This window comes from Salarchaeum sp. III, assembly GCF_036418315.1.
Lineage (GTDB): Archaea > Halobacteriota > Halobacteria > Halobacteriales > Halobacteriaceae > Salarchaeum.
Genome location: NZ_JAZHPG010000026.1, coordinates 88,832 through 110,055 on the forward strand (window position 1 = coordinate 88,832; position 21,224 = coordinate 110,055).

At 57.0% G+C, this 21,224-nt stretch carries 23 protein-coding genes and 1 pseudogene; 16 read left to right on the plus strand and 8 right to left on the minus strand.

The window, feature by feature from the left end; all coding sequences use genetic code 11:
• Positions 1–115: 115 nt before the first annotated feature.
• Genes U3A55_RS09195 through U3A55_RS09210 form a run of 4 tightly spaced genes read right to left on the minus strand, consistent with a single transcriptional unit; the run spans position 116 to position 3,860 of the window.
• A complete protein-coding gene (locus U3A55_RS09195) occupies positions 116–1,333 on the minus strand; it encodes a glycosyltransferase family 4 protein (RefSeq protein WP_330991205.1) in 1,218 nt (405 codons plus the stop codon).
• Positions 1,334–1,357: 24 nt separating this feature from the next.
• Entirely contained in the window at positions 1,358–1,831 is a 474-nt protein-coding gene (locus U3A55_RS09200) for a GDP-mannose mannosyl hydrolase (protein WP_330991206.1), read from the minus strand.
• Positions 1,832–1,842: 11 nt separating this feature from the next.
• A complete protein-coding gene (locus tag U3A55_RS09205; RefSeq protein WP_330991207.1) occupies positions 1,843–2,802 on the minus strand; it encodes a GDP-L-fucose synthase family protein in 960 nt (319 codons plus the stop codon).
• Positions 2,799–3,860 carry a GDP-mannose 4,6-dehydratase gene (locus U3A55_RS09210; RefSeq protein WP_330991208.1) on the minus strand — a complete coding sequence of 354 codons (1,062 nt, stop codon included), beginning with the start codon at positions 3,858–3,860 and terminating at the stop codon, positions 2,799–2,801. The genes U3A55_RS09205 and U3A55_RS09210 overlap by 4 nt, the downstream gene beginning before the upstream one ends.
• Positions 3,861–3,971: 111 nt before the next feature.
• Between U3A55_RS09210 and U3A55_RS09215 the strand changes: the two genes are divergently transcribed.
• The 7 genes from U3A55_RS09215 to U3A55_RS09245 all read left to right on the plus strand — a co-directional run bounded on the left by U3A55_RS09215 (position 3,972) and on the right by U3A55_RS09245 (position 11,806).
• The gene (locus tag U3A55_RS09215; RefSeq protein ID WP_330991209.1) at positions 3,972–5,141 is read left to right on the plus strand and encodes a glycosyltransferase; all 1,170 of its coding nucleotides are present in this window, start codon (positions 3,972–3,974) and stop codon (positions 5,139–5,141) included.
• A gap of 6 nt (positions 5,142–5,147) precedes the next feature.
• A complete protein-coding gene (locus U3A55_RS09220; protein ID WP_330991210.1) occupies positions 5,148–6,179 on the plus strand; it encodes a glycosyltransferase in 1,032 nt (343 codons plus the stop codon).
• A gap of 422 nt (positions 6,180–6,601) precedes the next feature.
• Positions 6,602–7,900, plus strand: a complete 1,299-nt coding sequence (gene aglM / locus U3A55_RS09225) for a UDP-glucose 6-dehydrogenase AglM (RefSeq protein ID WP_330991211.1) — start codon at positions 6,602–6,604, stop codon at positions 7,898–7,900.
• A gap of 749 nt (positions 7,901–8,649) precedes the next feature.
• Positions 8,650–9,924 (plus strand): NRAMP family divalent metal transporter, encoded by a 1,275-nt coding sequence (locus U3A55_RS09230; RefSeq protein ID WP_330991212.1) that lies wholly within the window; start codon positions 8,650–8,652, stop codon positions 9,922–9,924.
• Positions 9,925–9,928: 4 nt separating this feature from the next.
• Positions 9,929–10,705, plus strand: coding sequence for a sulfite exporter TauE/SafE family protein (locus U3A55_RS09235; RefSeq protein ID WP_330991213.1), 777 nt, complete (start codon positions 9,929–9,931; stop codon positions 10,703–10,705).
• Between the two features lie 391 nt (positions 10,706–11,096).
• On the plus strand, positions 11,097–11,372 hold the full coding sequence (locus U3A55_RS09240) for a hypothetical protein (protein WP_330991214.1): 276 nt from the start codon (positions 11,097–11,099) through the stop codon (positions 11,370–11,372).
• Entirely contained in the window at positions 11,369–11,806 is a 438-nt protein-coding gene (locus U3A55_RS09245; RefSeq protein ID WP_330991215.1) for a type II toxin-antitoxin system VapC family toxin, read from the plus strand. The genes U3A55_RS09240 and U3A55_RS09245 overlap by 4 nt, the downstream gene beginning before the upstream one ends.
• Here U3A55_RS09245 and U3A55_RS09250 read toward each other — a convergent pair.
• Together U3A55_RS09250 and U3A55_RS09255 are read right to left on the minus strand one after the other, a co-directional pair.
• Positions 11,802–11,981: pseudogene (locus U3A55_RS09250) on the minus strand (type II toxin-antitoxin system RelE family toxin); the annotation flags it as partial. The gene U3A55_RS09245 and the pseudogene U3A55_RS09250 overlap by 5 nt on opposite strands.
• Complete coding sequence (locus U3A55_RS09255; RefSeq protein WP_330991217.1) at positions 11,974–12,249, minus strand: ribbon-helix-helix domain-containing protein; 276 nt, start codon at positions 12,247–12,249, stop codon at positions 11,974–11,976. The gene U3A55_RS09255 and the pseudogene U3A55_RS09250, both read right to left, overlap by 8 nt.
• A 624-nt stretch (positions 12,250–12,873) precedes the next feature.
• Between U3A55_RS09255 and U3A55_RS09260 the strand changes: the two genes are divergently transcribed.
• The 5 genes from U3A55_RS09260 to U3A55_RS09280 all read left to right on the plus strand — a co-directional run bounded on the left by U3A55_RS09260 (position 12,874) and on the right by U3A55_RS09280 (position 17,287).
• Positions 12,874–14,073, plus strand: coding sequence for an orc1/cdc6 family replication initiation protein (locus U3A55_RS09260; protein ID WP_330991218.1), 1,200 nt, complete (start codon positions 12,874–12,876; stop codon positions 14,071–14,073).
• Positions 14,074–14,340: 267 nt separating this feature from the next.
• On the plus strand, positions 14,341–15,069 hold the full coding sequence (locus U3A55_RS09265) for a glycosyltransferase (protein ID WP_330991219.1): 729 nt from the start codon (positions 14,341–14,343) through the stop codon (positions 15,067–15,069).
• Positions 15,066–15,494 (plus strand): GtrA family protein, encoded by a 429-nt coding sequence (locus U3A55_RS09270; protein ID WP_330991220.1) that lies wholly within the window; start codon positions 15,066–15,068, stop codon positions 15,492–15,494. The genes U3A55_RS09265 and U3A55_RS09270 overlap by 4 nt, the downstream gene beginning before the upstream one ends.
• 171 nt (positions 15,495–15,665) lie before the next feature.
• Positions 15,666–16,055: an IS200/IS605 family transposase gene (gene tnpA, locus U3A55_RS09275; protein WP_330991221.1), complete on the plus strand. Its 390-nt coding sequence runs from the start codon at positions 15,666–15,668 to the stop codon at positions 16,053–16,055.
• Positions 16,052–17,287 (plus strand): RNA-guided endonuclease InsQ/TnpB family protein, encoded by a 1,236-nt coding sequence (locus tag U3A55_RS09280; RefSeq protein ID WP_330991222.1) that lies wholly within the window; start codon positions 16,052–16,054, stop codon positions 17,285–17,287. Before tnpA ends, U3A55_RS09280 begins: the two co-directional genes overlap by 4 nt.
• Before the next feature lie 159 nt (positions 17,288–17,446).
• On the opposite strand, the gene U3A55_RS09285 is transcribed toward U3A55_RS09280, so the two are convergent.
• Complete coding sequence (locus tag U3A55_RS09285) at positions 17,447–17,872, minus strand: DUF7557 family protein (protein WP_442978294.1); 426 nt, start codon at positions 17,870–17,872, stop codon at positions 17,447–17,449.
• Positions 17,873–17,979: 107 nt separating this feature from the next.
• Between U3A55_RS09285 and U3A55_RS09290 the strand changes: the two genes are divergently transcribed.
• From U3A55_RS09290 to aglJ, 4 genes are all read left to right on the plus strand, one after another.
• Positions 17,980–18,369, plus strand: a complete 390-nt coding sequence (locus U3A55_RS09290) for an acyl-CoA thioesterase (RefSeq protein WP_330991224.1) — start codon at positions 17,980–17,982, stop codon at positions 18,367–18,369.
• A 75-nt stretch (positions 18,370–18,444) separates the two neighbouring features.
• Positions 18,445–18,984 carry a DUF7342 family protein gene (locus U3A55_RS09295; protein ID WP_330991225.1) on the plus strand — a complete coding sequence of 180 codons (540 nt, stop codon included), beginning with the start codon at positions 18,445–18,447 and terminating at the stop codon, positions 18,982–18,984.
• A 3-nt stretch (positions 18,985–18,987) separates the two neighbouring features.
• Positions 18,988–19,476, plus strand: a complete 489-nt coding sequence (locus tag U3A55_RS09300; RefSeq protein WP_330991226.1) for a hypothetical protein — start codon at positions 18,988–18,990, stop codon at positions 19,474–19,476.
• 120 nt (positions 19,477–19,596) lie between these two features.
• A complete protein-coding gene (aglJ, locus tag U3A55_RS09305; RefSeq protein ID WP_330991227.1) occupies positions 19,597–20,517 on the plus strand; it encodes an S-layer glycoprotein N-glycosyltransferase AglJ in 921 nt (306 codons plus the stop codon).
• Here the strand turns inward: aglJ and U3A55_RS09310 are convergent.
• On the minus strand, positions 20,506–21,168 hold the full coding sequence (locus U3A55_RS09310; protein WP_330991228.1) for a hypothetical protein: 663 nt from the start codon (positions 21,166–21,168) through the stop codon (positions 20,506–20,508). The genes aglJ and U3A55_RS09310 overlap by 12 nt on opposite strands.
• Between the last annotated feature and the right edge of the window lie 56 nt (positions 21,169–21,224).

Here is a 21,224-nt window from a genome sequence, read left to right on the forward strand (position 1 = left end):
TCTACGAAAGCCCGACTACTCTGACATTAATAGATCGCGTATTGCCTCAGTTGGAATCGATCTCTGAGAGAACGGGGTTCTCTAGATACTCGTCCCAAGCGGAAAATCATCCGACCTATAGTTTCCTATAAGAGGCCAAATACCTCTTGGATACGTTCTCAATTTTGTATTGCTCTGTACATTTATCTCTCGCTAATCTACTAATATTTTCAAACGGAGATTGTCTATCGATTACCAACCTTATTCCCATTGATAACTCAGAAGTGTCGAACGGTTCCGCCAAGTAGCCAGATACACCATGGTTAATAATATCCGAAAGCCCACCGATGTCAAAACCAACAACCGGTGTTCCAGACGCCAATGATTCAGTGACTGTTTGGCCAAACGCCTCTTGCCTTGATGGTACAACCATAACGTCAGCCGTACTATATGCAATTTTCAGTTCATCGTCAGACAAGTATCCCAACTCATGAACCTTGATGGGAATTTGGGAAGCGTCGAGACCGGAGTTACCAAAAGTAATTACCTGCACATCATCCGTCCTATCTAATTGTTTGACGGCTTCGGCAAATAGATCACCCCCCTTTCTTTTGGTTTCATACGACGCCCCAAATAAAATATATTTCTTTTTAGAGTCTAGATTGAATCGATCGACTCCAATTGTACGTTCCCTTGGCCGGTACTGCTTAGTATCGATACCATTGGGGATGACTTCAACGGGCATATCGCCCATCAACTTACTCTCGGAAACTCTATCACGTAGCCAATTGCTGGGAGTTACCACTGGAATATCTAAGTTTGAGTATGTTTTTCGCTTTCGCTCCCATTGAGATCGAGATAAGTCATCTTCAGTTCTGCTCGAAAGTTGAGGGCATGATCCGCATTCTCGTTGATATTTCCTACAATTCGCGTCGTAGTGACAGCCACCAGTAAATGCCCACATGTCATGGAGAGTCCAAATTATCGGTGTACTTATCTCGCTAATTGATTCTATTTGCATAAACCCATTATTGATCCAATGAAGATGTACAATGTCAGGGTCGTATTTTGAGATTTTTTTGGGAACGTTATCAGGTAACCAGGCGGGTGAGAACGGCCTAGATTCTCTATCACTGTAACGATAAGTCGGAATTGAGTCCAAGCCCCCACGGATCCCGGTTATCGCCTTCCCAGTTAGTCCCGCAGGCCCATGAACTGTATCGTCATCAGTGACCTTGTGCTGGACGAGCATTTGAGAGTCAATGCCCAGATCTCTAAGACCTCGATGAAGCCGATAGGCTGCGATGGCAGCACCCCCCTTCTTATCCGAATTACTTAAATGAAGAACCCTCATTTCTTAAACCCCTTACCTATTGACTTACTGTATTGTTGAATCTAATACTTCTGCGTCTTCTAAATATGATTTCGGATACTCATGGAGATCTGAAGGAAGTTCCGAAAACTCGAAGACACGGACATCTGCATGCTGGTCGTCCCGCCCTAACCCAACATCTCTAGTAGGCGTCACAACGAACCCGTGGGCGACGTAGTGTTTTCCATCGCTACCGTCGACGTCGGAAACTTCATAGAAATGTTCGTAGGATCCAAGCGACTCCTGAATTTCCACTTCGACATTTAATTCCTTCTGTGCAATACGGTGAACAGCCTCTCGGAGCCGCTCGTGTTTATGCACTCGACCACCCGGCACAAACCACTCTCCCTTTGCCGGTTGATTCGTTCGTTTCCCGAGGACCACTCCCCCGTCGTAGAGAACCACGAGGTCAACAGAAACTATCGGGACGTTCGAGACGATAGTCTCCCACTCATCTTCGGGGATGTATGAATCACTCATATCCGACCCACTCACTGATTTTCGTACCATTCAATCGTTTTACGGAGCCCTTCTTCAAATTCCGTTGTGGCTTCCCAGTCAAACCGTTCTTTTGCCCGCGACGTATCCAGTCGTCGTCGAGGCTGCCCATCGGGTTTCGATGTGTCCCATTCGACCTCACCGTCGAATCCAACAAGATCGGCTATCAATTCGATCAAATCCCGAATAGAGATCTCCATGCCACTGCCCAGGTTCACGGGGTCACTCTGATCGTATCGTTCGGTCGCCGTCAAGATGCCGTCTGCTGCATCCTTTACGTACAGGAATTCTCTCGTTGGTTCCCCAGTACCCCATGCCACGAACGACTCATCACCGTTCTCCCGTGCCTCGATCGCCTTCCGGATGATGGCGGGGATAACGTGGGAAGTCTCGAGGTCGAAATCGTCACGTGGACCATAGAGGTTGACCGGCATCAGATAGATGCTGTTGAAATCGTACTGCTTTCGGTATGCTCGCGACTGGGTGAGGAGTGCCTTCTTAGCGATTCCATACGGTGCGTTGGTCTCCTCTGGATACCCACTATAGAGATCTTCCTCTTGGAACGGGACATCCGTGTACTTCGGATACGAGCAGATAGTCCCGAGGATAGTGAACTTCTTGACGCCGAACTTCCGGGCCTGTTCCATCAGCTCGATGCCCATCACCGCATTCTCATAGAAGTATTTTCCAGGGTTTTCACGGTTCGCACCGATACCCCCCACTGTGGCGGCAAGATGGAGCACAACGTCCGGATCTGAATCGGTCAGAGCACGGCGGATGTCTGCTTTCTCCCTCAAATCGTACTCGTCGCTACGTGGAACGAAGATATCTACGTCGTTAGCACGACGCTCCAATTCTTCGATGAGGTGACTACCAAGGAAGCCTGCCCCGCCAGTAACCATCACTGACTTTCCATCCCAATAGTCGGTAGTCTCGCGATGGAAGTCAGTCATCGCCAGTCCACCCGACCGTACCACGATCGACGGTTGTTCGCATACCAGTCGATGGTCCGTCTGACGCCCTCGCGCCATTCGACTTGGGGCTCCCACCCAGTTAGTTCGTTCAATTTTTCGTAGCCGACAAGTAACTCTTCGACGTCGCTGTCCCCTGGGCGGTACCGGTCCTCGTCCTGAACGATCTCGGGCCGTTCCCAGTAGCCATGCTCTGCGCCAACGTCCAGAATGAGATTCGTCCAGTCACGCATCGAGATGTTCTCTCCGTATCCGTAGACGTACTGTTCACCAGGTTTCCCTTCTAAAGCGACATGGAGATGTCCTCGTACACCATCCTGGACGTAACACATGTCCCGCTTTGGTGATAGGTTTCCGAGCTCGACTATGTCTCGTTCTAACGCCTGGGTAATCACAGTACCCGTGATGTAGCGTGGGTTTTGACGTGGTCCGTAGTTGTTGAACATCCGTGTGGTGACAGCTGGAAGACCATATGCGTCGTGGAAGTTCATCGTGAGGAAGTCGGCTGCCAGTTTCGATGTCGCATAGATACTCGTGGGATTGACTGGCGAGCGTTCGGAGAGTAGCACACGACCGTCTTCTTCGAAGTCGTGCTTTTCGAACATCTCGTCCTTCACGTTTCCGTATTCTTCACTTGTACCAGCCGTGTCAAATTTGGCAATGTCTAGATCCAAATCAACGATGGACTGGAGGAGATTGAGAGTCCCCGTGACGTTGGTATCGACCGTTTCGTAGGGACGGTCCCAGGATTCACCCACATGGGCCTGAGCACCAAGGTGGAAAATTAGCGTGTCGGAGTAATCCGTGAAAGTGGAAAGCGCTTCTCGTACCGAGTGTTTATCGCGGAGGTCGCCTCGGTGAACAGTAACTTTCTCAGACTGATGGCGAATGTTGTTCAATTCTCCACTCGACGTAGCACGTATAAAGGTATGTACGTCCGCGCCGTTGGCGACTAGTTCGTCAACGAGATGCGAGCCGACAAATCCATCTGCCCCCGTCACGAGTACTGGGCGGTCCTCTAAGTCGTAATCAATCGCCATTCTAATTCAGGGAAAAGTAGGCCGCGGTAATCAATCTGTGGACTCGAAGGAGGTTCAGATACTCCGATAGATACTTGAGGTCCAGCGTCAACCATCCCACAAGAGATTGCAATGGATCTCATCTATGTAGCGAGTTATTATACAGAAGGAATTATTAACGACTTAGACTATTCCACCCATTCTTTTGCGGCGAATAATAAGAAAGAGACAATCATTGAATCGCTCACGTACAATGACCACAACGTCTCAGTGATTTCCCCAATCACGAAGCGAGAGGCTTCATTCGAATACATCCCGAAAAAGAAATATAAACACCCCAAAAAGGATGTTGAGATTATTGTCCCATCTATCATCGACATCCCACTTGTGAATTACGTTTGGTTATTAATTTCTACCACGTATATTCTATTAAAATATTCGGGTGATAACGATTCGGACGCCATACTGTTCTATAATTACCTCCCACATACGGGATTTCCAACAGCAGTAGTCGGTCTAATCCGAGATATAGCCATACTGGTAGAGTGGGAAGACGGAAACTTCGCAGGTTCAGACCGCCCAAGAAAATACTCAGATATACTCTTACGAAATTTAACTAGACCGATACTCGACGGGGGCGTCTGTGTGAACCAACCTCTTTCAAAAAAATTGCCGTCTAAAAATGTAAAAATAATACGCGGAAAACCATCTATTGAGATGTCATCAGAGTTCGAGGAGGTTGATTCAAAGGACCCCGACAAATTCACCGTGATGTTTGCGGGCAGGTTTGACGATGTCCGTGGCATCCACGCATTTCTGGACGTGATTTCGAAATATACCAGAGTTAATCAAGAAGTTGAATTTTGGATATCGGGCTACGGGCCTCAACAAACTCGGGTGAAAAAAGAGGTTCAAAAGGGAAATTATTCGAGCGTGACCTTCTTTGGCACACTTCCATGGGACTGTTATCCTAGATATATCCGATCTGCCGATGTATTAGTGAATCTTCAGGACCCAGATCGGCGAATTTCAAAATATACATTCCCCTCGAAGTTGCTCGATTTCATGGCGACAGGGAATTATATAGTCTCGACAAAAATGTCGGACCTCGAGGACGAATTTGGGGCTGAAATTATATTTGCAGATCCCGACCCCGAATCAATATGGGGGGCGATTCTGGATATTAAAGAACACCCAAACGAGTATGGTAAATATCGCCAAGCTGCAAAGGCGCGAATCGAAAGAGAAGGCACTACAGAATACGTATCCGAACAGCTAGAAAGTGTTCTCCAGAGGCTATAAATCAGTATGGTAGACGATTATCCTAAGGTGAGCGTTTTAATTCCGACTTTTAATGAAGAAGAAATCATCCAAAACCGTTTGGATAACTTAATGGATGTTGAATATCCGAAAGGGAAGGTCGAGATAGTTATTGTTGATTCGGGAGACGATGAAACAGTTGAAAGGGCCAGAGAATACCTCGCTAACCAGGATATTGAGTTAACAATAATTCGCCAAACCAAGAGACGGGGAGTAGCTAGTGCTGTGAATATCGGGGTTGAACAAGCCTCCGGGGATATAATCTTCAGAACGGATGCGGATTCCCGTACTTCACCGGGAACATTGATTGAAGCAGTAGAAACACTATCTAACGAGGAAATTGGAGCTGTTACGGGCCAACAATCCGAAGTTATCGGTGGATCGTCAGTGGAACAAGATTACCGAAACTACTTGTCTACCTGGCAAAAAATCGAGTCGAAAGTAGATTCGACGTATATTTGCCATGGCCCTTGTTTTGCCTTTGAAGCAGATTTATACAAACCACTTCCCGAGAACACAATCGCCGATGATACAGCTGAAGGGCTTGAAATTAGGAGGCAAGGGAAGTACGTCAAATTTAATGAAAAGATGGAGTTTGCAGAAGCAGGGGCATCCAAATTCACGTCACGAAGAGCAAGGAAAGACCGGAGAGCTGCTGGATTAGTTCAAACCCTCATTCGAAATAGGGATATGTTGGGTAAATTTGGGAAATATGGGCGGATTATTCTTCCGGTAAATTGGTTGTTGATGATTGTGATGCCAATTTTGGGAGTGTTAACGTTCTTGGGGGCCTCCTTGGTTTCGCTAGTATGGATAGGTCCTTTTGGAATAGTGGTTCCAGGACTGTTCGTTGTAGCACTTTGGTTGGGGGGGCGCGAAAAGTTAGGACCGTTCCAGCCAATATATTCAATTATAGACATTAATACATCATTGGTTTCAGGGATAATATCGACACTTCGGAGTGGAAATACATCCGGGATGTGGGATATCGATAGGAGCTCTCGCGAAGAATTCAGATAGTGCGCCAATATGGGCAGAGAAAACGGAACCTCCATATTAATGAGCTGCGGCGTCCCAGCGACGATCAAGATATTTTACCAGCATGAAAATGCCAGTAAATCGGCAAAGAGGATTACAGCCCAAGATATTGTCAATCCTCAAGTTACCAGGAAGTATGCACATCTGGCTCTGTTGAAACCCTCTTGCAGTCTTGCGGTTTGCTGAAAAGCCAGTTTCGTAGCGGATCCGTCTGATCCGGTCGGAAGAGCCAGCCTTCTCAATGTCAACTTTAAAGTGTTTCAACAAAGCCGCACAGCTCTATCTGTTGCTACATCCCCGGATGTTCAAATAGTTGATTACATTCTGGCCGTAAAGATGCCCAATAGTTCAACCGTTATCGATCCCTCGGACGTTTCATATAAGTGCCGCCACTACGTGCGAATATGAGCATCTCCGTCATCGGCAGTGGATACGTCGGCACTACTATCGCTGCGTGTTTCGCTGATATCGGTCACGAGGTCGTAAATATCGATGTCGATGAATCTATCGTCGATACGATTAATTCGGGGGAGGCTCCGATTCACGAGGACGCCCTCTCAGAACTAGTGCGCGAACACACTCAGGAGACGAAACGTCTGGAAGCGACGACGGACTACGACAGTGTACTCGATACCGACGTTACGTTTCTCTGTCTGCCGACGCCACAGAACGAGGATGGGAGTATAGATCTCTCCATTATGAAGACTGGCGCGGAGCAGCTCGGGGAGACCCTCGCGGAGAAGCAGGACTGGCACACGGTTATCGTGAAGAGCACGGTGATTCCGCGTTCGACGGAGGATGTCATCACGCCAGTGATTGAGGATGCGGCGGGAAAGACGGCTGGCGAAGAGTTTGGTGTCGGCATGAATCCGGAGTTCCTCCGGGAGGGAACGGCAGTTCACGACTTCCTCGATCCGGACAAGGTCGTGCTCGGAGCGGACGACGAGCGCGCGCTCACCGACATGCACGATGTCTTCGACCCCCTCGTTGAGCGAACTGACGCGCCAGTAGTCGAGACGGACACGAAAACTGCGGAGATGATCAAGTACGCGAACAACGGCTTCCTCGCGGCGAAAGTCTCGCTCATCAACGACATCGGGAACATCTGCAAGGAGTTCGGAATCGACGCGTACGAGGTCGCGGACGCCATGGGGTTGGACGACCGAATCGGCGAGCAGTTCCTTCGGAGCGGCCTCGGCTGGGGTGGAAGTTGCTTCCCGAAAGACACGAACGCCATCATCGCTGCGGCCCGTAACCAGAACTACGATCCCGCGATGCTCGAAGCCGCCGTGGAAGTGAACGACCGACAGCCCGAGCGCCTCCTCTCCCTGCTTGACGACCACATCGAGGTCTCCGGGAAGCGCGTCGCCGTTCTCGGTCTCGCGTTCAAACCCGGCACGGACGACGTTCGGAACTCGCGTGCGATTCCCGTCATCGAAGGACTCCAAGAACGCGGGGCGACCGTGGCTGCCTACGACCCAGTTGCGACCGAGAACATGCGTGAACAACTCCCAGATATCGAATACGAAGACTCCGCCGAAGCCACTCTCACCGACGCCTCTGCGTGTCTCGTCTGTACGGACTGGGACGAATTCGAAGTCCTCGACGAAGAATTCGACGCGATGACCCAGCAAATCGTCGTGGATGGACGCCGTTGTATCGCACCCCGCGAAGGAATGACGTATGAAGGATTGACCTGGTAGCCGGCCTCGCCAGCAATCTAGTTGCGACCCCTCTCTTGACTACCGCTCTGCATCACTCCTCGATATCAGCAGTGGATATCTCGTCCTGTAGCCATTTGAGCCCCGTTTCAGAGAGCTGGTAGATACCGCGTTCCTCGTCGTAGTACTCGACCAGCCCGCTCTCACGATGCGTAATTAAGGGCTCTCGAATACGTGTCCGCGTCTAGTCAGTGTTCGGCGATCCTTCGCGGAGAGCGGACAAGGTCGTCGTTACCCGGGTTCTGGAGTCGTTCGAGAAGATCGCTGTCCATGGGCGTCATTCACGATGTGCGCTCCGGGCGCGACATACCCTACTCCTGGAGGGCCCATGGTTTCACTACTCACTCCAGCACTTGCTGGTAGTCCACCGGTGGTGGAAGCCACGCCGTTTACCGCGGACGGGGGTGTCAGACACTAGATGCACGGATTCGAATCTGGCGGATGCGGATGGATCGAGCCTGGGGTTCTTCGGAACCAGGATGTGGTGGGTGTTGGCCCCGTCACGGCCGGCGCTCCGTCCGAAGCGCTCCGGCGGCGGTGGCGTGTCGGTGAGTAGAGGGGCGACTCGCACAGCAGATATTCGAGCGCGGTACTGAGAACCACGACTGACGTTCGTCGAGCGATGAGCCATCACGCATTTCCCTTCCTGGGCACATATCCAACTGACGCGTCGGTTACTGCAGGGGAGAGTCGTCGTGTAGTGAGTGTTCGGTTGTCGTTTTCGACTAACTATGAGTGTCAGACAAGCGATAGACGGTGCATCAATTCCCTCGGTCTCGGAGTTCTTCGAACGGTATGGACTCGCGCTCGTGATGGTCGCGAGCTATTTCGGGTCGGGGTCAGTATTCATTGCAAGTTCCGCCGGAGTCAGGTTCGGCTACACACTACTGTGGGCTGTTGTCGGTGCGGTACTCCTCGGGTTCGTGGCACAGGACATGAGCGCCCGACTCGGTATTCACGGTGACTCCTTGGGCGCGTTCGCCCGGGAGAAACTCGGGTCGACGCTTGCGACCGTCGTGATGGTCTTGCTCTCAATCGGCTGTGTCGCCTGGACGCTCGAACTCACTGCCGCTGTCGGGAAGGGGATCGTCGTCCTTCTCGACCTACAGGCAATCGGGTGGATGCCCTTCGCCTATCTGACGGGACTCCTCGCCATTGTGATTGGCGTCCTCAGTTACGACGCCGTCGAGAAGATCATGGTCGCGATGATGTTCGCCCTCTTGCTCACGTACGTCGTCGTCGCCGGTGCGAGTAGTCCGGACCTCACCGCCGTCGTCGCCGGCTTCGCCCCGACAGGGCTATCGCCGAGTTCGATGGCCCTCACCGTGAGCATCCTCGGCACGACCGCACTCTGGCCGAACTTCTTCCTTGAGTCGCGACTCGTCGAGGAGAAGGGCTGGACCGACCGCTCGGACATCCCCACGATGCGTCGCGACCTCGCGATCGGCTACACCGTCGGTGGTATCACGACCATCGCGATTGTCATTGCCGCCGCAGCGGTCCTCCAACCGGCGGGCTACACTCAGCTTGAGACGTTCCTCACGCCCGGGAAAGCGCTCGCGTCCGTCCTTGGTGAGTGGGCAATGGTCGTCTTCCTCGCCGGCACGCTCACAGCCGCGTTCAACAGCATCATCCCCATCATGTGGGCGCCCGCCTACATGATCCCCGAGGCCATCGGCGGTAAGGTTGCTGACAGCACCCGCGTGTTCAAGGCGATCTACGTCGGCGGCGTCGCGCTCGGCAGCCTCTCGCCGCTCGTCCATCAGTACCTCGGGCTGAGCGTCATCGACATGATCATCCTCTTCCCGGCGTACAACGGCGTCGTCGGCCTGCCCATCACCGCCGTCCTATTGTTCTGGGCGGTCAACGACAGCGACATGATGGGCGCGTACACGAACGGCTGGAAGCTGAACGTCATCAACAGCGCGCTCATCCTCCTCGCCATCTACTCGGCGTGGAGCGCCGGCCAGTTCGTCATCAACGCCATCTTCACAGGCGGAATCTGAGTCGATGATCGCTGGCCTTCCCACGGCGACGCTCGTCGTCCTCGTCGTCCTCTCGCTGTTCGCCGGCGTCGGCATCACCGCCGTCGGTCCGGGTGGAATCTTCATCACCATCGCGCTCGTCGCGCTGACCGACCTCCCACCGGCGGTCGTTGTCGGCACGGCCAGCGCCACGTTTGTCGCAACGGGCCTCGTCGGCGCCGAGAGCTATCGGCGCTCCGGCGAGCTCGATTCACGGGACGGCAAGCGGATGGCGCTCGTGTTGAGCCTCACTGGGCTCGCAGGTGCACTTATCGGTGTCCGGCTGAACGCGCTCATCGATGAATCGACGTTCAGCGTCCTGCTCGGTGTGTTCGTCTCCCTGACCGGTGTCCTCGTCTTCTACCGGACCCGCTACGGAACGTCCGGGAGCGACTTTGACGTGATGACGCCCCGCGGCACGCTCGGCGTCGCCGGTATCGGGGCGTTCGTCGGTATTTCGGGCGGGCTCCTCGGCGTCGGTGGCCCGGTCCTCGCCGTTCCGCTGTTGGTGGCTATCGGCGTCCCAATGCTAATCGCAGTCGGCGTCGCACAAGTCCAGTCAGTGTTTGTCGCCGCATTCGCGACGGCCGGCTATCTCACCCAGGACGCAGTCTCGTGGCCACTCGCCATCGCGATTGGTATCCCCGAACTCGTCGGCGTCGTCGCCGGCTGGAAGATCGCTCAATCCATCGATGCCGAAACACTCACCCGAGTACTCGCGATTCTCTTGCTCGTCGTCGGGCCATATATCGCACTCCGGTGACATCCGCTCGCTTGGACCGTACTCGTCTTCGAGTGCTGCGTGAACCGCCTCGGGGTCAATCCCCGAGGCACTCGGCCTGCTCCGCCTGTAGATCTCCGCGTGACGGCGTCCGTCGAGCTTCCCCCTGTTGAGAGCGATCTCGTGACGTTTTGCGTCGCTCTCGGCCACCTGATACCGCTCGTACAGCTGGCGGACCTCGTCGTCGACCGCCGCCGAGGAATCGGTGCTGGACGCCATTACTCTGTTGAACGTATTTATATTAAGGGGCCAACAGGATATGGCGACAGATGCCTGTCCCCACATCCCTGGCTGACGCGCGCACCGCATTCCTGGCTGCTGGGCTATCCAATGTGGTAGAAACGTTTACTTGGTTGCAGATGTAACTAATCGTATGGCGACCGCTGTAAAAGTTGACGAGGACGCGAAATCCCGACTTGAAGAATTACAGGCAGCAATTCGATTACAGACGGGGACGTCGGTCACACAGCAAGAACTACTCTCCCAACTCATCACTACTGCCTACGACTCCCGCGATGACTTCATCGATTCATTCCGCGAGGAGCACGTTCCACTCACCGAGGCAGAAAAAGAACAAATGCAGCAAGGACGGTTCAGCTCAGGAACTGAGACAGACGAATCCGATATCGATGAAATTCTGTACGGATGACCGTCCTCATCGACACCGGCGTCCTCTACGCCGACCACGACACCGATGCAACCAGACACGAACCAGCCGCTACCGCTCTTGAAACCGTCTATAATGGAGAGTACGGGCAACCATACATTAGCGACTACATCTACGACGAAGCAGTGACGTTAACAGCAACCCGCGGAGGCACAACCGACCCAGCAATCCAACTCGGACAACGACTCCGTGGCGTCGACCCCTATCCCAACGTCTATGAGCAACTCACCATTTCCACCACCGACTTCAACACTGCAGTCGACATCTTCGAACACTACGACGACCACGGGCTCAGCTTCACAGACGCAACCAACATCGCACTCGTCGAACGACACGACATCGATACACTCCTCAGTTTCGACGACGATTTCGATGGCCTCATCTCTCGACTCGACCCAACAACCCTCTCACGATAATCGCCCGGTAGTCCCCAGCTCGAAGCTTGTAGTAGGGATACCCGGAGAGGGGGTCAAGGCGGTGTTCGGTCCACTCGGTCGCCTCTTCGACCTTGTTCAGCACCCGGTCGGCGACCTGTGGATCGAGCTCCTCTAGGTGACCGAGTGCATTCTCAGTGAGCTCGACATCAGTCATCCAGTCCGAGACGCTCGCGTGCCTCTTCAGCGGACACCGTCTCACCGCGTTCGGCCTGTTCACGGCTATCCTCGAGGTCGTCCAGCGTCTCAGCAGAGAGCGTGACGGACGGGTTTGCCCAGTCCCGCAGCGCGTCGCGGATGGCCTCGGATCGACTGGAGTACCCGCGTCGCTCCCACTCCTCGTTGATAGTCTCCAGAAGCGGTTCAGGAAGTCGGACGTTGATTTTCTCCATCCGGTCGTCGCTCGCGTCCGTGTCGGCGCTCATGTGCTGTAGTACAGCGGGACTACAGAAAAACGTTCCGTGCCTCCGCCGGCGATTCACGCATCGCTTCCCTCAATCCGCGTCTCCATCGGCGCCACCAGGTACGTCACGACAAAGCGTGATCGGGTTCTTAAGCCGGTTCGACCGTTCGTAGTCAAGGACGCCGTCGGCATCAAGAGGCAAGGCGAGTGTCTCGGCGCTTGACCACGAGGGGGTCACGTCTTATCAACGAGAGGCGACAGCCTCGAGGTCAGGGCTTCTCGAAGGTTCACAAGCGGCTCGCGTATCTCTCAGCGTTCGACCGGGTCCGTCGGGATGGCAACACCGTCCGTTTCGTGGAATATTGCCGGCGGGTGGTGGACTAGACGTATGTGTGCAATCTGCGGTGGGGAGAAAGAGAGTGGATTTCGTCTGTCTTTGCGAAAGGGTGTGTTGGAACGACACGTGGCTTTGCTATGGCGGGCCGGAAGATGTGTGGAGGGGTAGCTGGGTGAAGTGAGAGAGGGCGTTTCGTTTGTCTTTGGGAGTGCCGGTCATCTACTCCGGGAGTGTATCGAATTCTGATAGACATACGAATCAGACGAAAGAAGGTTTTAAGTATATTGTTCGTGTTGGGGTCGATAGACGATGGGTGGGCCGTTCAGCGACATCGAACAAACGATCTTCGAGGAGAAGAAAGTACTCGCGGAAAGCTACCAGCCGAGCGAAATCCTCGAACGGGACGAGGAAATCGACGAGTACCGGTTCGCACTCCAGGACGTGCTGTTCGGGCGGAACCCGCAGAACATCATGCTGTACGGGAAGGCCGGACTGGGGAAGACGGCCGTCACGACCTACATGATGGACGCGCTCCGAGAGGAGGTCGCGACGCGGCCGGAGGCCGACGAACTCCACGTCCACGAGTGCAACTGCAACGGGAAGACGGTGTACACGGTCGTTCGCGGCCTCGTGAACGACCTCCTCCCCGACAGCGCGAGTGACTTCCCGAAACGCGGACTCGGCGTGGGAGACGCGTTCGAAGAACTGTACGCCCAGCTCGACCGGCTCGGCGGCACCCACCTGGTCGTGTTCGACGAAATAGACCACCTCGACGATGTCGACACGCTCCTCTATGAGTTCCCTCGCGCGAAGTCGAACGGCCACATCACCGACTCGAAAATCGGCGTCATCGGCATCAGCAACAACTACACGTTCCGGCAGTCGCTCTCCCCGAAAGTCAAGGACACCCTGATGGAGGCCGAGATATCGTTCAGTCCCTACGACGAGTCCGAACTCCGCACCATCCTCCGGGACCGCGCGGACCGCGCATTCGTCGATGATGGCTGTGCGGATTCGGCGATCGCGAAGGCCGCGGCCATCGCAGCGAAAGACCGGGGGAACGCCCGGCAGGCCATCGACCTCCTCCGCGTAGGCGCGGAAGTCGCGGAGAAACAGGGGGACGGCCGAGTGACCGACGACCACATCACGGACGCTCAAGAGCTCGTGCAACGCGGCCGGCTGAGCAATCGCATTCGCGATCAGACCCAGCACGCACAGTACATCCTCGAAACGCTCGCGTACCTCGACCGGGAGGGCGAGACGCCCGCGCGTTCGAAAACCATCAAGACGCGCTACGAGCAGGTCGCCCAATCTCACGCGTCCGACCCACTAACGACGTTGAAGAGCATTCAGAACCACCTCGCGGACCTCCACATGCTCGGGTTTCTCCGGCGGAACGGACAGAACCACGGCGAACGCGGTGGCCGCTACTACGAGTACGACCTCGACCTCGACGCCGACATCATCCTCGATGTCCGCGACGACATCGAAACCGAACACGCCCCGTGACCTCTTCTCACCCCTAACGGGGGAATTCCGAAGGGGATAGTAACCGCCCGGACAGACGAAACGTACTCTCCCTTCCCGAACACCACCCCAGAACCCCCGCTTCCCTACGACTCACCAAGCGTCCACGCCCAACAGAACGCTCCCCTCCTCCGCTCGCGGACTGCCGGACAGACGAAACGTACTCTCTCCCTCGTCACTGGTCCAGCCCACATCCGACGTACCCGGGAGAACACAATTCTTATTCGCGGAGTCCGAATACGGGGTAGCGTGACGGTTGGTTTGGTCCTCCCTGCGTACGAGCCGGACACCGGAAAACTCCGGTCGTACGTGGATGCCCTCCTCGACGTTCTGCAGCCCGCTGTCGTCCGCATCGAGCTCGATGCACCGGGCGGCTCCAGCCTGTCGTTTCCCGAGTACGACACTGTCGAGGTGAACGTCGTCGGGGAGCGTCGGGGGAAGGGCCTCGCGATTACGCAGGGGTTCGAAGCGCTTGATACGGATGTGCTCGCGTTCGCGGACGCGGACGGCAGTACGCCCGCGGACTCCATCGCCGACGTGGTGGGGGCGCTCGACGACGCGGACGTGGCGGTCGGCTCTCGAAGACACCCAGAGTCCCGGATTCAGACGCATCAGAGCGTGCTCCGGCGGAAGCTCGGTGACGCGTTCGCGTGGGGGAGCCGCGTCCTCCTCCCGGTGTCGCTCTCGGACTACCAGTGCGGAGCGAAGGCGCTCACCCGGGATGCCTGGCAGTCAGTCCGCGACTACCTCTACGAACCCGGGTTCGCGTGGGACGTGGAACTGGTGACGGTCGCGGACGCGCGCGGCCTCGACATCGCGGAAGTCCCCATTGAGTGGGAGGACGACCCGCGCTCCACCGTGGACACGACGGACACCGTGCAGGAACTCGCGCGGACGGTGTTCTCGCTCCGCCAGCGCTATCCGAGTATCGCGGACGGAACCGAACAGCGCTCTCGAACGCGGCTGGTGGACCGATGACGCTCACAGAAGACATCCAAGCGCTGATTCGAGGCGTGCGCGCGGGCCAGTTCCTCTCCGTCGGCATCATGGGCGCGCTCTTCGACACGCTCGTCCTGACGCTCGTCGTGGAGTTCGCCGGTATCGAGCCGTTCTGGGCGAAGTTCGTGAGCGCGGAAGCCGCCATCATCCTGATGTTCGTCGTGAACGACCGCTGGACGTTCTCCGGGGAGGCGGGCGGCGGTCTCGTCCCGACGGGCAAGCGGTTCGTGCGCTCGAACGTCGTGCGCGCCGGCGGCGTCGCGGTCGCGCTGTCCGTGCTCTACGTTCTCAACGGCCAGTTCGGCGTCTGGTACGCGCTCGCGAACGTCATCGGCATCGGCGTCGGATTCGTCGTGAACTACGTCGCGGAAAGCCTGTTCACGTGGCGCGTCCACATGGAGTAGGACTGTCGCTGGGTTCGGAATCAGTCATATAGACCGATAGCGCATACCTCCGTCTTCAGGCGGAGGTCAAGCGATAGGCATAGTGCGTCAATCCACGACTCTCCCTATTACCGGATTTCCCACGCGTCACCGAAGGTGATAAGGTGCCAACGAACTATAGTGTACATACGGATGAAGAGCACACGGCACGCGACCTACAACCTCAACTACCACATAGTGTGGTTACCGAAGTACCGCCAATCGGTACTCGTCAATGAGGTCGCCGACCGTGTGCGAGACATCCTCCACGAAATCGCCGACGACAAGGGCTTAGAGATAATCGACCTGACCGTTCAACCCGACCACATCCACCTATTCGTCAGTAGCCCACCAAAACACGCCCCATCACTTCTCGCTAACTGGTTCAAAGGCATCAGTTCGCGGAAATACAACCACCGCTACGCCACCCACGACAGCGAGAAGATCACGTGGGCACGCGGCTACTATGCGGGAACGGCAGGCCACGTTTCGAGTGAGACTGTCGAAAAGTACATTCAGCGACACGAGGAGGACGAACAGTGACCGGACTCACCGAGACATTGGAACTGAAGCTTGTGGAACCGAACGCCCACAAGCATCGGAAACTCTGTGAAACGAAACGAGCGTATCAAGACGCGCTCGAAGCCGCGTTCACCGCAAACTGCACTACACAGTCGGCGGCTAACGACGTAGTAATTAACTACGATCTGAGCGGGTACGCGAAGAACGCGCTCAAAAAGTACGTCCCGCAACTCTGTGGCGGAAGCTACGACGCAAAAGAGCTCCACGATGACCATCCCGTTCGGTTCACGAACGAAGGCCCGAAGCTCGACCACAAGCCACAGAACGCCATCGAGTGGTACGTCAAGATTCCGCACCACGACGACTACGACCTCTGGTTGCCCGCGTCACCGAACCCGGAACAGCGAGAGTGGTTGGAAGCGTTGCACGCGGGAGACGCGAAGATGGGTGAATGTCGGCTGTTCGACCGTGACGGCGAGTGGTACTTCCACATCACGGCGACGCGGGACGTGGCGGAACGAGAAACCAGTTCGGCGGAGACGCCGATTGGGGTAGACATCGGGGAAGCCACTCTAGTAACGGTGTGTCACCGTAATGAGCGCGGCTCCCCGACTGCACCCACCCTCTGGAACGACGAAGGCAAGACGGTTCGACAACTCCGTGAGACGTATTTCACGGCGACTCGACGCCTTCAGAAACGCGGAAGCGAACGTATCGCAGAGTCCTACGGTGACGAGTTGTGGCGACACATCGACCACATTCTTCATACGGTCACGTCAGAGGTCGTCGCCTACGCCGACCAATTCGAGAACCCCGTCCTGGTTCTGGAAGACTTGACGCATATCCGTGAGAACATGGACTACGGCGCGTTCATGAACCGCCGTCTTCACGGGTGGGGGTTTGCGAAGATGCACGCTCAGATCTGCTACAAAGCGGCTGAGAAGGGGCTTCGTGTCCGAACGGTGAATCCCGCGTACACCTCGAAGACGTGCCACTGTTGCGGAGAACAGGGCTCCCGTCCGACGCAGGCGACGGTCAACTGTTCCAACTCGGAGTGTTGGGTTTCGGAGTACCACGCAGACGTGAACGCCGCGCTCAATATTGCAGACCGCTACCTCAGCGGAGAGAGTCACTCAAGAGAAGACACGAGTGGCGATGACTCGGCTGAGGAAGGGGGACGTTTGACCGTCCCACAAGACAGCCACGCCGATGCTGACACCCAGCAAGCGACGCGTGGACCGTATGCGTCTTGAAACCTTAGGGCCACGCCTGGCCTGAAATCCCATGGTGGGATTCCCGCAACTTCAGGCGCGGGAGGAGGTCAATCGCTGTGCGTCCTCGCGTTCGAGTTCGTTCAAGGTCTCCTGAATGGTATCGGAGTATTCCAGGTTGTGAGCCACCGTTCAGTCCTCTCAGCCGTCAATTCCAAACTTCTTCTTCATCTCCTCGTGGCTGGTGGTTCGACCAGCAGCGACATCCGCATATCCCTGTGAGACGCCCTCCTGCGCACCCAGAGTGAGAATCGGCTCCGTGGTATCGCGCAGCACCTCCCGGATAAACTCCGAGCGATTGGTGTAGTTCAACTCTTCCGCCAGTTCGTCAATCTCGTCTAGAAGGCGTTCCGGCACTTTCACATTTAGTTTCACCATCTCGCCCTCTCCGTCACCATCCTCGGGTGCGTCCGCTTCCTCGTCGCTGAGCACGCCAGCGATATCGAGGAGAGAGCGCTCGCCCGCAAGTCGGAGGACGACCTCGGAGAACGTCTCGTCCTCGCGCTTGTGCGCGGCGAGACGCTCGTAGGCTTCCTCGGAAAGCTGAATACTCTTCGACATATGCATACAGTTGTATGCAGCCCTGCAAAGTCATTTCGCCGGTGTCGCGGCGCGTCCCCGTGGAGTAGTCGCCGGGCGATGCGTTGAAGCGGCCGGCTCCTGAGTTCCTACGTATGCCGGAGCCGTTCACGCACGACATCGACGTGCAGTTCCGCGACCTCGACACCCGGAGTCACGTGAATCACGTGGTGTACGCGTCCTACTTCGAGCACGCGAAGGAACGCCTCTACGAGGAAGTCCTGGGTGTGTCGCTCGCGGACTCCCCGACGGTGGTGCGGTCGCTGAACGTCGAGTACCGGGATTCGATTCCGCCGGACAGTACGGTGACCGCCGAACTCTCGCCGATTTCGGTGGGGAAGAGCAGTCTCACCATCGACTACGAACTCCGCGTCGCGGACGAGGTGGTGGCGACCGGGCAGACCGTCTCCGTCTACCTCGACGAGGACGGCCGGCCGACCGCGATTCCGGACGACTGGCGCGAGGCGCTCGACGGATACGAGTAACTACCATCCGACCGGTGGCGATAAGATATTCTCGCGCCCACAAACTAATGTGAGTGTGGGCTGTAGAGGAACGTGATGAGTGAGGAGACGCCACCGGAGCTGGATCTCACCGGGGAGTGGGATGCGGCCCGAGAGGCGCGGACGGTGAAGGATCGCGTCTACGAAGTCGCAACGACGCTGACATCACCGACAGCGGTCACGGAGATTGCGGAGCGAGCGGACTGCACGAAGGAAGGAGCACGACCCCACTTGGAGTGGTTCGTCGAACTCGGTGTCCTCGAGAAGGTCGCGGACAACCCGGCGCTCTTCGTCCGTAACGAGGCCTACTTCGCGTTCCGTCGCGTCACGGAGCTCACGCGCGAGTTCGAGACGGCGGACGCGGTCGCGGACGCAATCGAGGAGTACCGTGAGCGAGAGCGGACACTCGCAGCGTCCTTCGAGGCGGCCTCGCCAGCGGCAGTCGTCCTCTCGGACACCGACCACGACGACCTGGACGCAGCCTACGACACGTTGAGCGAGTGGCGTGCGGTCACACGGCGTTTACGCGAACTCCACGAAGCGAAACTCCGGCTCGAATCGGACTCCGAGCCGGCGCCCGCTTCCTCGTTCCCCTGACGCATGACCCGGGTTGCGGACCTGAACGAGGAACGGCTTCGGATTCTCAGACGGTATCTCGCCGACCTCTCGCTCGCTGCGACCGTCCAGTACTTCCCACCCGGAAAGGAAGACCGCGTCGTCGCCAGTATCGAGGACAGCTACTATCCGGATGTTATCGAGACAGCTCGCCTCGAAGTACGACTTCGAGTGAATGGTGACTTTAACGTGCAGTATATTGAGGAGTGGGCCGGTGAGCGCTGGTCGTGTCGGTGGGACCGCCACCCGAACACGCACAATACACGCGAGCACTTCCACAGCCCACCCGAGCCCCGCGAAGACACGGCAGTTACCGCTGCATATCCGACGGACATCGGTGACGTCCTTCGGCTCGTCTTCGGAACGATTGAGAGCCGCATCAACGACCTCTGGACGACAGCAACCGATCCAGTCTTTCCCAGCGAATACGAGTTCAGCGACGAATACGGTGGTACGTATCTCGTTGAGTCGTAGCGCGTTCCGCATCTCGGTCTCGCGTTCTAGGGGAGTTACGCTCCGTTTCAACGACCGGACGGAGTTTGTCCGGGATGGGAACGGTAATCCTTTTCCACGCGCCACCGAGAGTACGGATAGATGTACGGGGACGTGTGCGTGCTCATCCCGACTTTGAACGAGGCCGAGACCATCGGGAGCGTCATCGACGGCCTGCGCGAGGAGGGCCTGGAGAACGTCCTCGTCGCGGACGGCCATTCGACGGACGAGACGCGCCAGATTGCGCGGGAGCACGGCGCAGACGTCTTCGAGCAGTCCGGCTCCGGGAAGGGACAGGCGGTGCGGGAGGCGGTTCGGCGTATCGACGAACCGTACGTGCTCATGCTCGACGGGGACGGCACCTACCGCACCGAGGACGCCCCGAACGTGCTGGAGCCGGTGGTGTCGGGGGACGCCGAGCACGTGGTCGGCGACCGGTTCGCGAACATGGAGTCGGGGGCGATGACGCGCCTCAACAGGGTCGGGAACTCACTCATCAATCGGGCGTTCGCCCGCATCCACGGTCACGACTACGAGGACATCCTCTCCGGCTACCGCGCGTTCACCCGGGATTCGTTCGAGAAGATGAGTCTCACCGCGGACGGGTTCGGCATCGAGACGGAGATGGCGGTCGAGTGCGCGCGCCACAACCAGACCGTGCGCGTCGTGGACATCGCGTACAAGCCCCGGCCCGAAGACTCGGAGACGAACCTCAATCCCGTGACGGACGGCGCGCGCATCATCTACACACTCTACCGGCTCGCGAAGACGAACAACCCCCTCTTCTACTTCGGGAGCGTCGGCGGCGGCGCACTCCTCCTCAGCCTCGCGCTCGGCGTCTACGTCGCCTACGAGTGGTTCGCGAAAGGCGTCTCCCACAACGTCATCGCCGTCGCCGCCGGCGTCGCACTCCTGTTCGGCGTGCAACTCATCATGTTCGGCGTGCTCTCCGACCTCTTCGTCACCCTCCACCGCGAGCAACTCCACCGCCTCGAACAGGTCCGCGAACGCTCAGAAGAGTGACTTCAGGCCGTTCACCACCACCTGCGGGATGTTCTTCCGAGACGTACGGTAGGCGTCGTCGAGCGCGCTCGTCGCATCAGTGAGGGCACCTGGGCCGTGTCCGGAGAGGATGCGTTCCGGTTCGAGGCCCCGGAAGGCCTTCGGTGGGAACGCGCGCAGCATCGGGTGGACGCCGATGCGCTCGTCGCCCGCCGTGAAGTACTCCGTGTCCCCGAGCGCGTCCGCGACGACGAGCGTCTCCCCGTCGTACAATGCGGCCTCCCGCCAGCCCGGCACGTCCACCGCCCGCAGCACCTCGAACCCCGTGTCCTCGAGTTCGTCCGAGAACGGCGTGCTCGGTCCCGCGAGTTCGGGCGTGACGAAACTCGGGACGTAGACGGGCGCGTCGTGTCGCTCGCCGAACGCGTCCGCGTCTCGCGCGTGCCGGTCGCTCAACACGACGACGCCCGCGACCTCGTCGCCGAACTCCGCGACGAGGTCGTCCACGCCGGGCGCGTCAACGGGGTCGATAACCCACGCCTCGCCGTCGATTTCGAGCACGTGACTCGCGCGCTGCATCGCCTCGTCCGGATGGGCGAGCCAGCCAACGCCGCCGTCGAAGCGGTCTATCTCGCGGTACTCGTCCGCCGGCCCGTCAACACGCATAACCATAGTCGTCCTTCGCACGCGTTCCGGATACGTCTTCGTCCCGCCACGGGGGTTTAGGT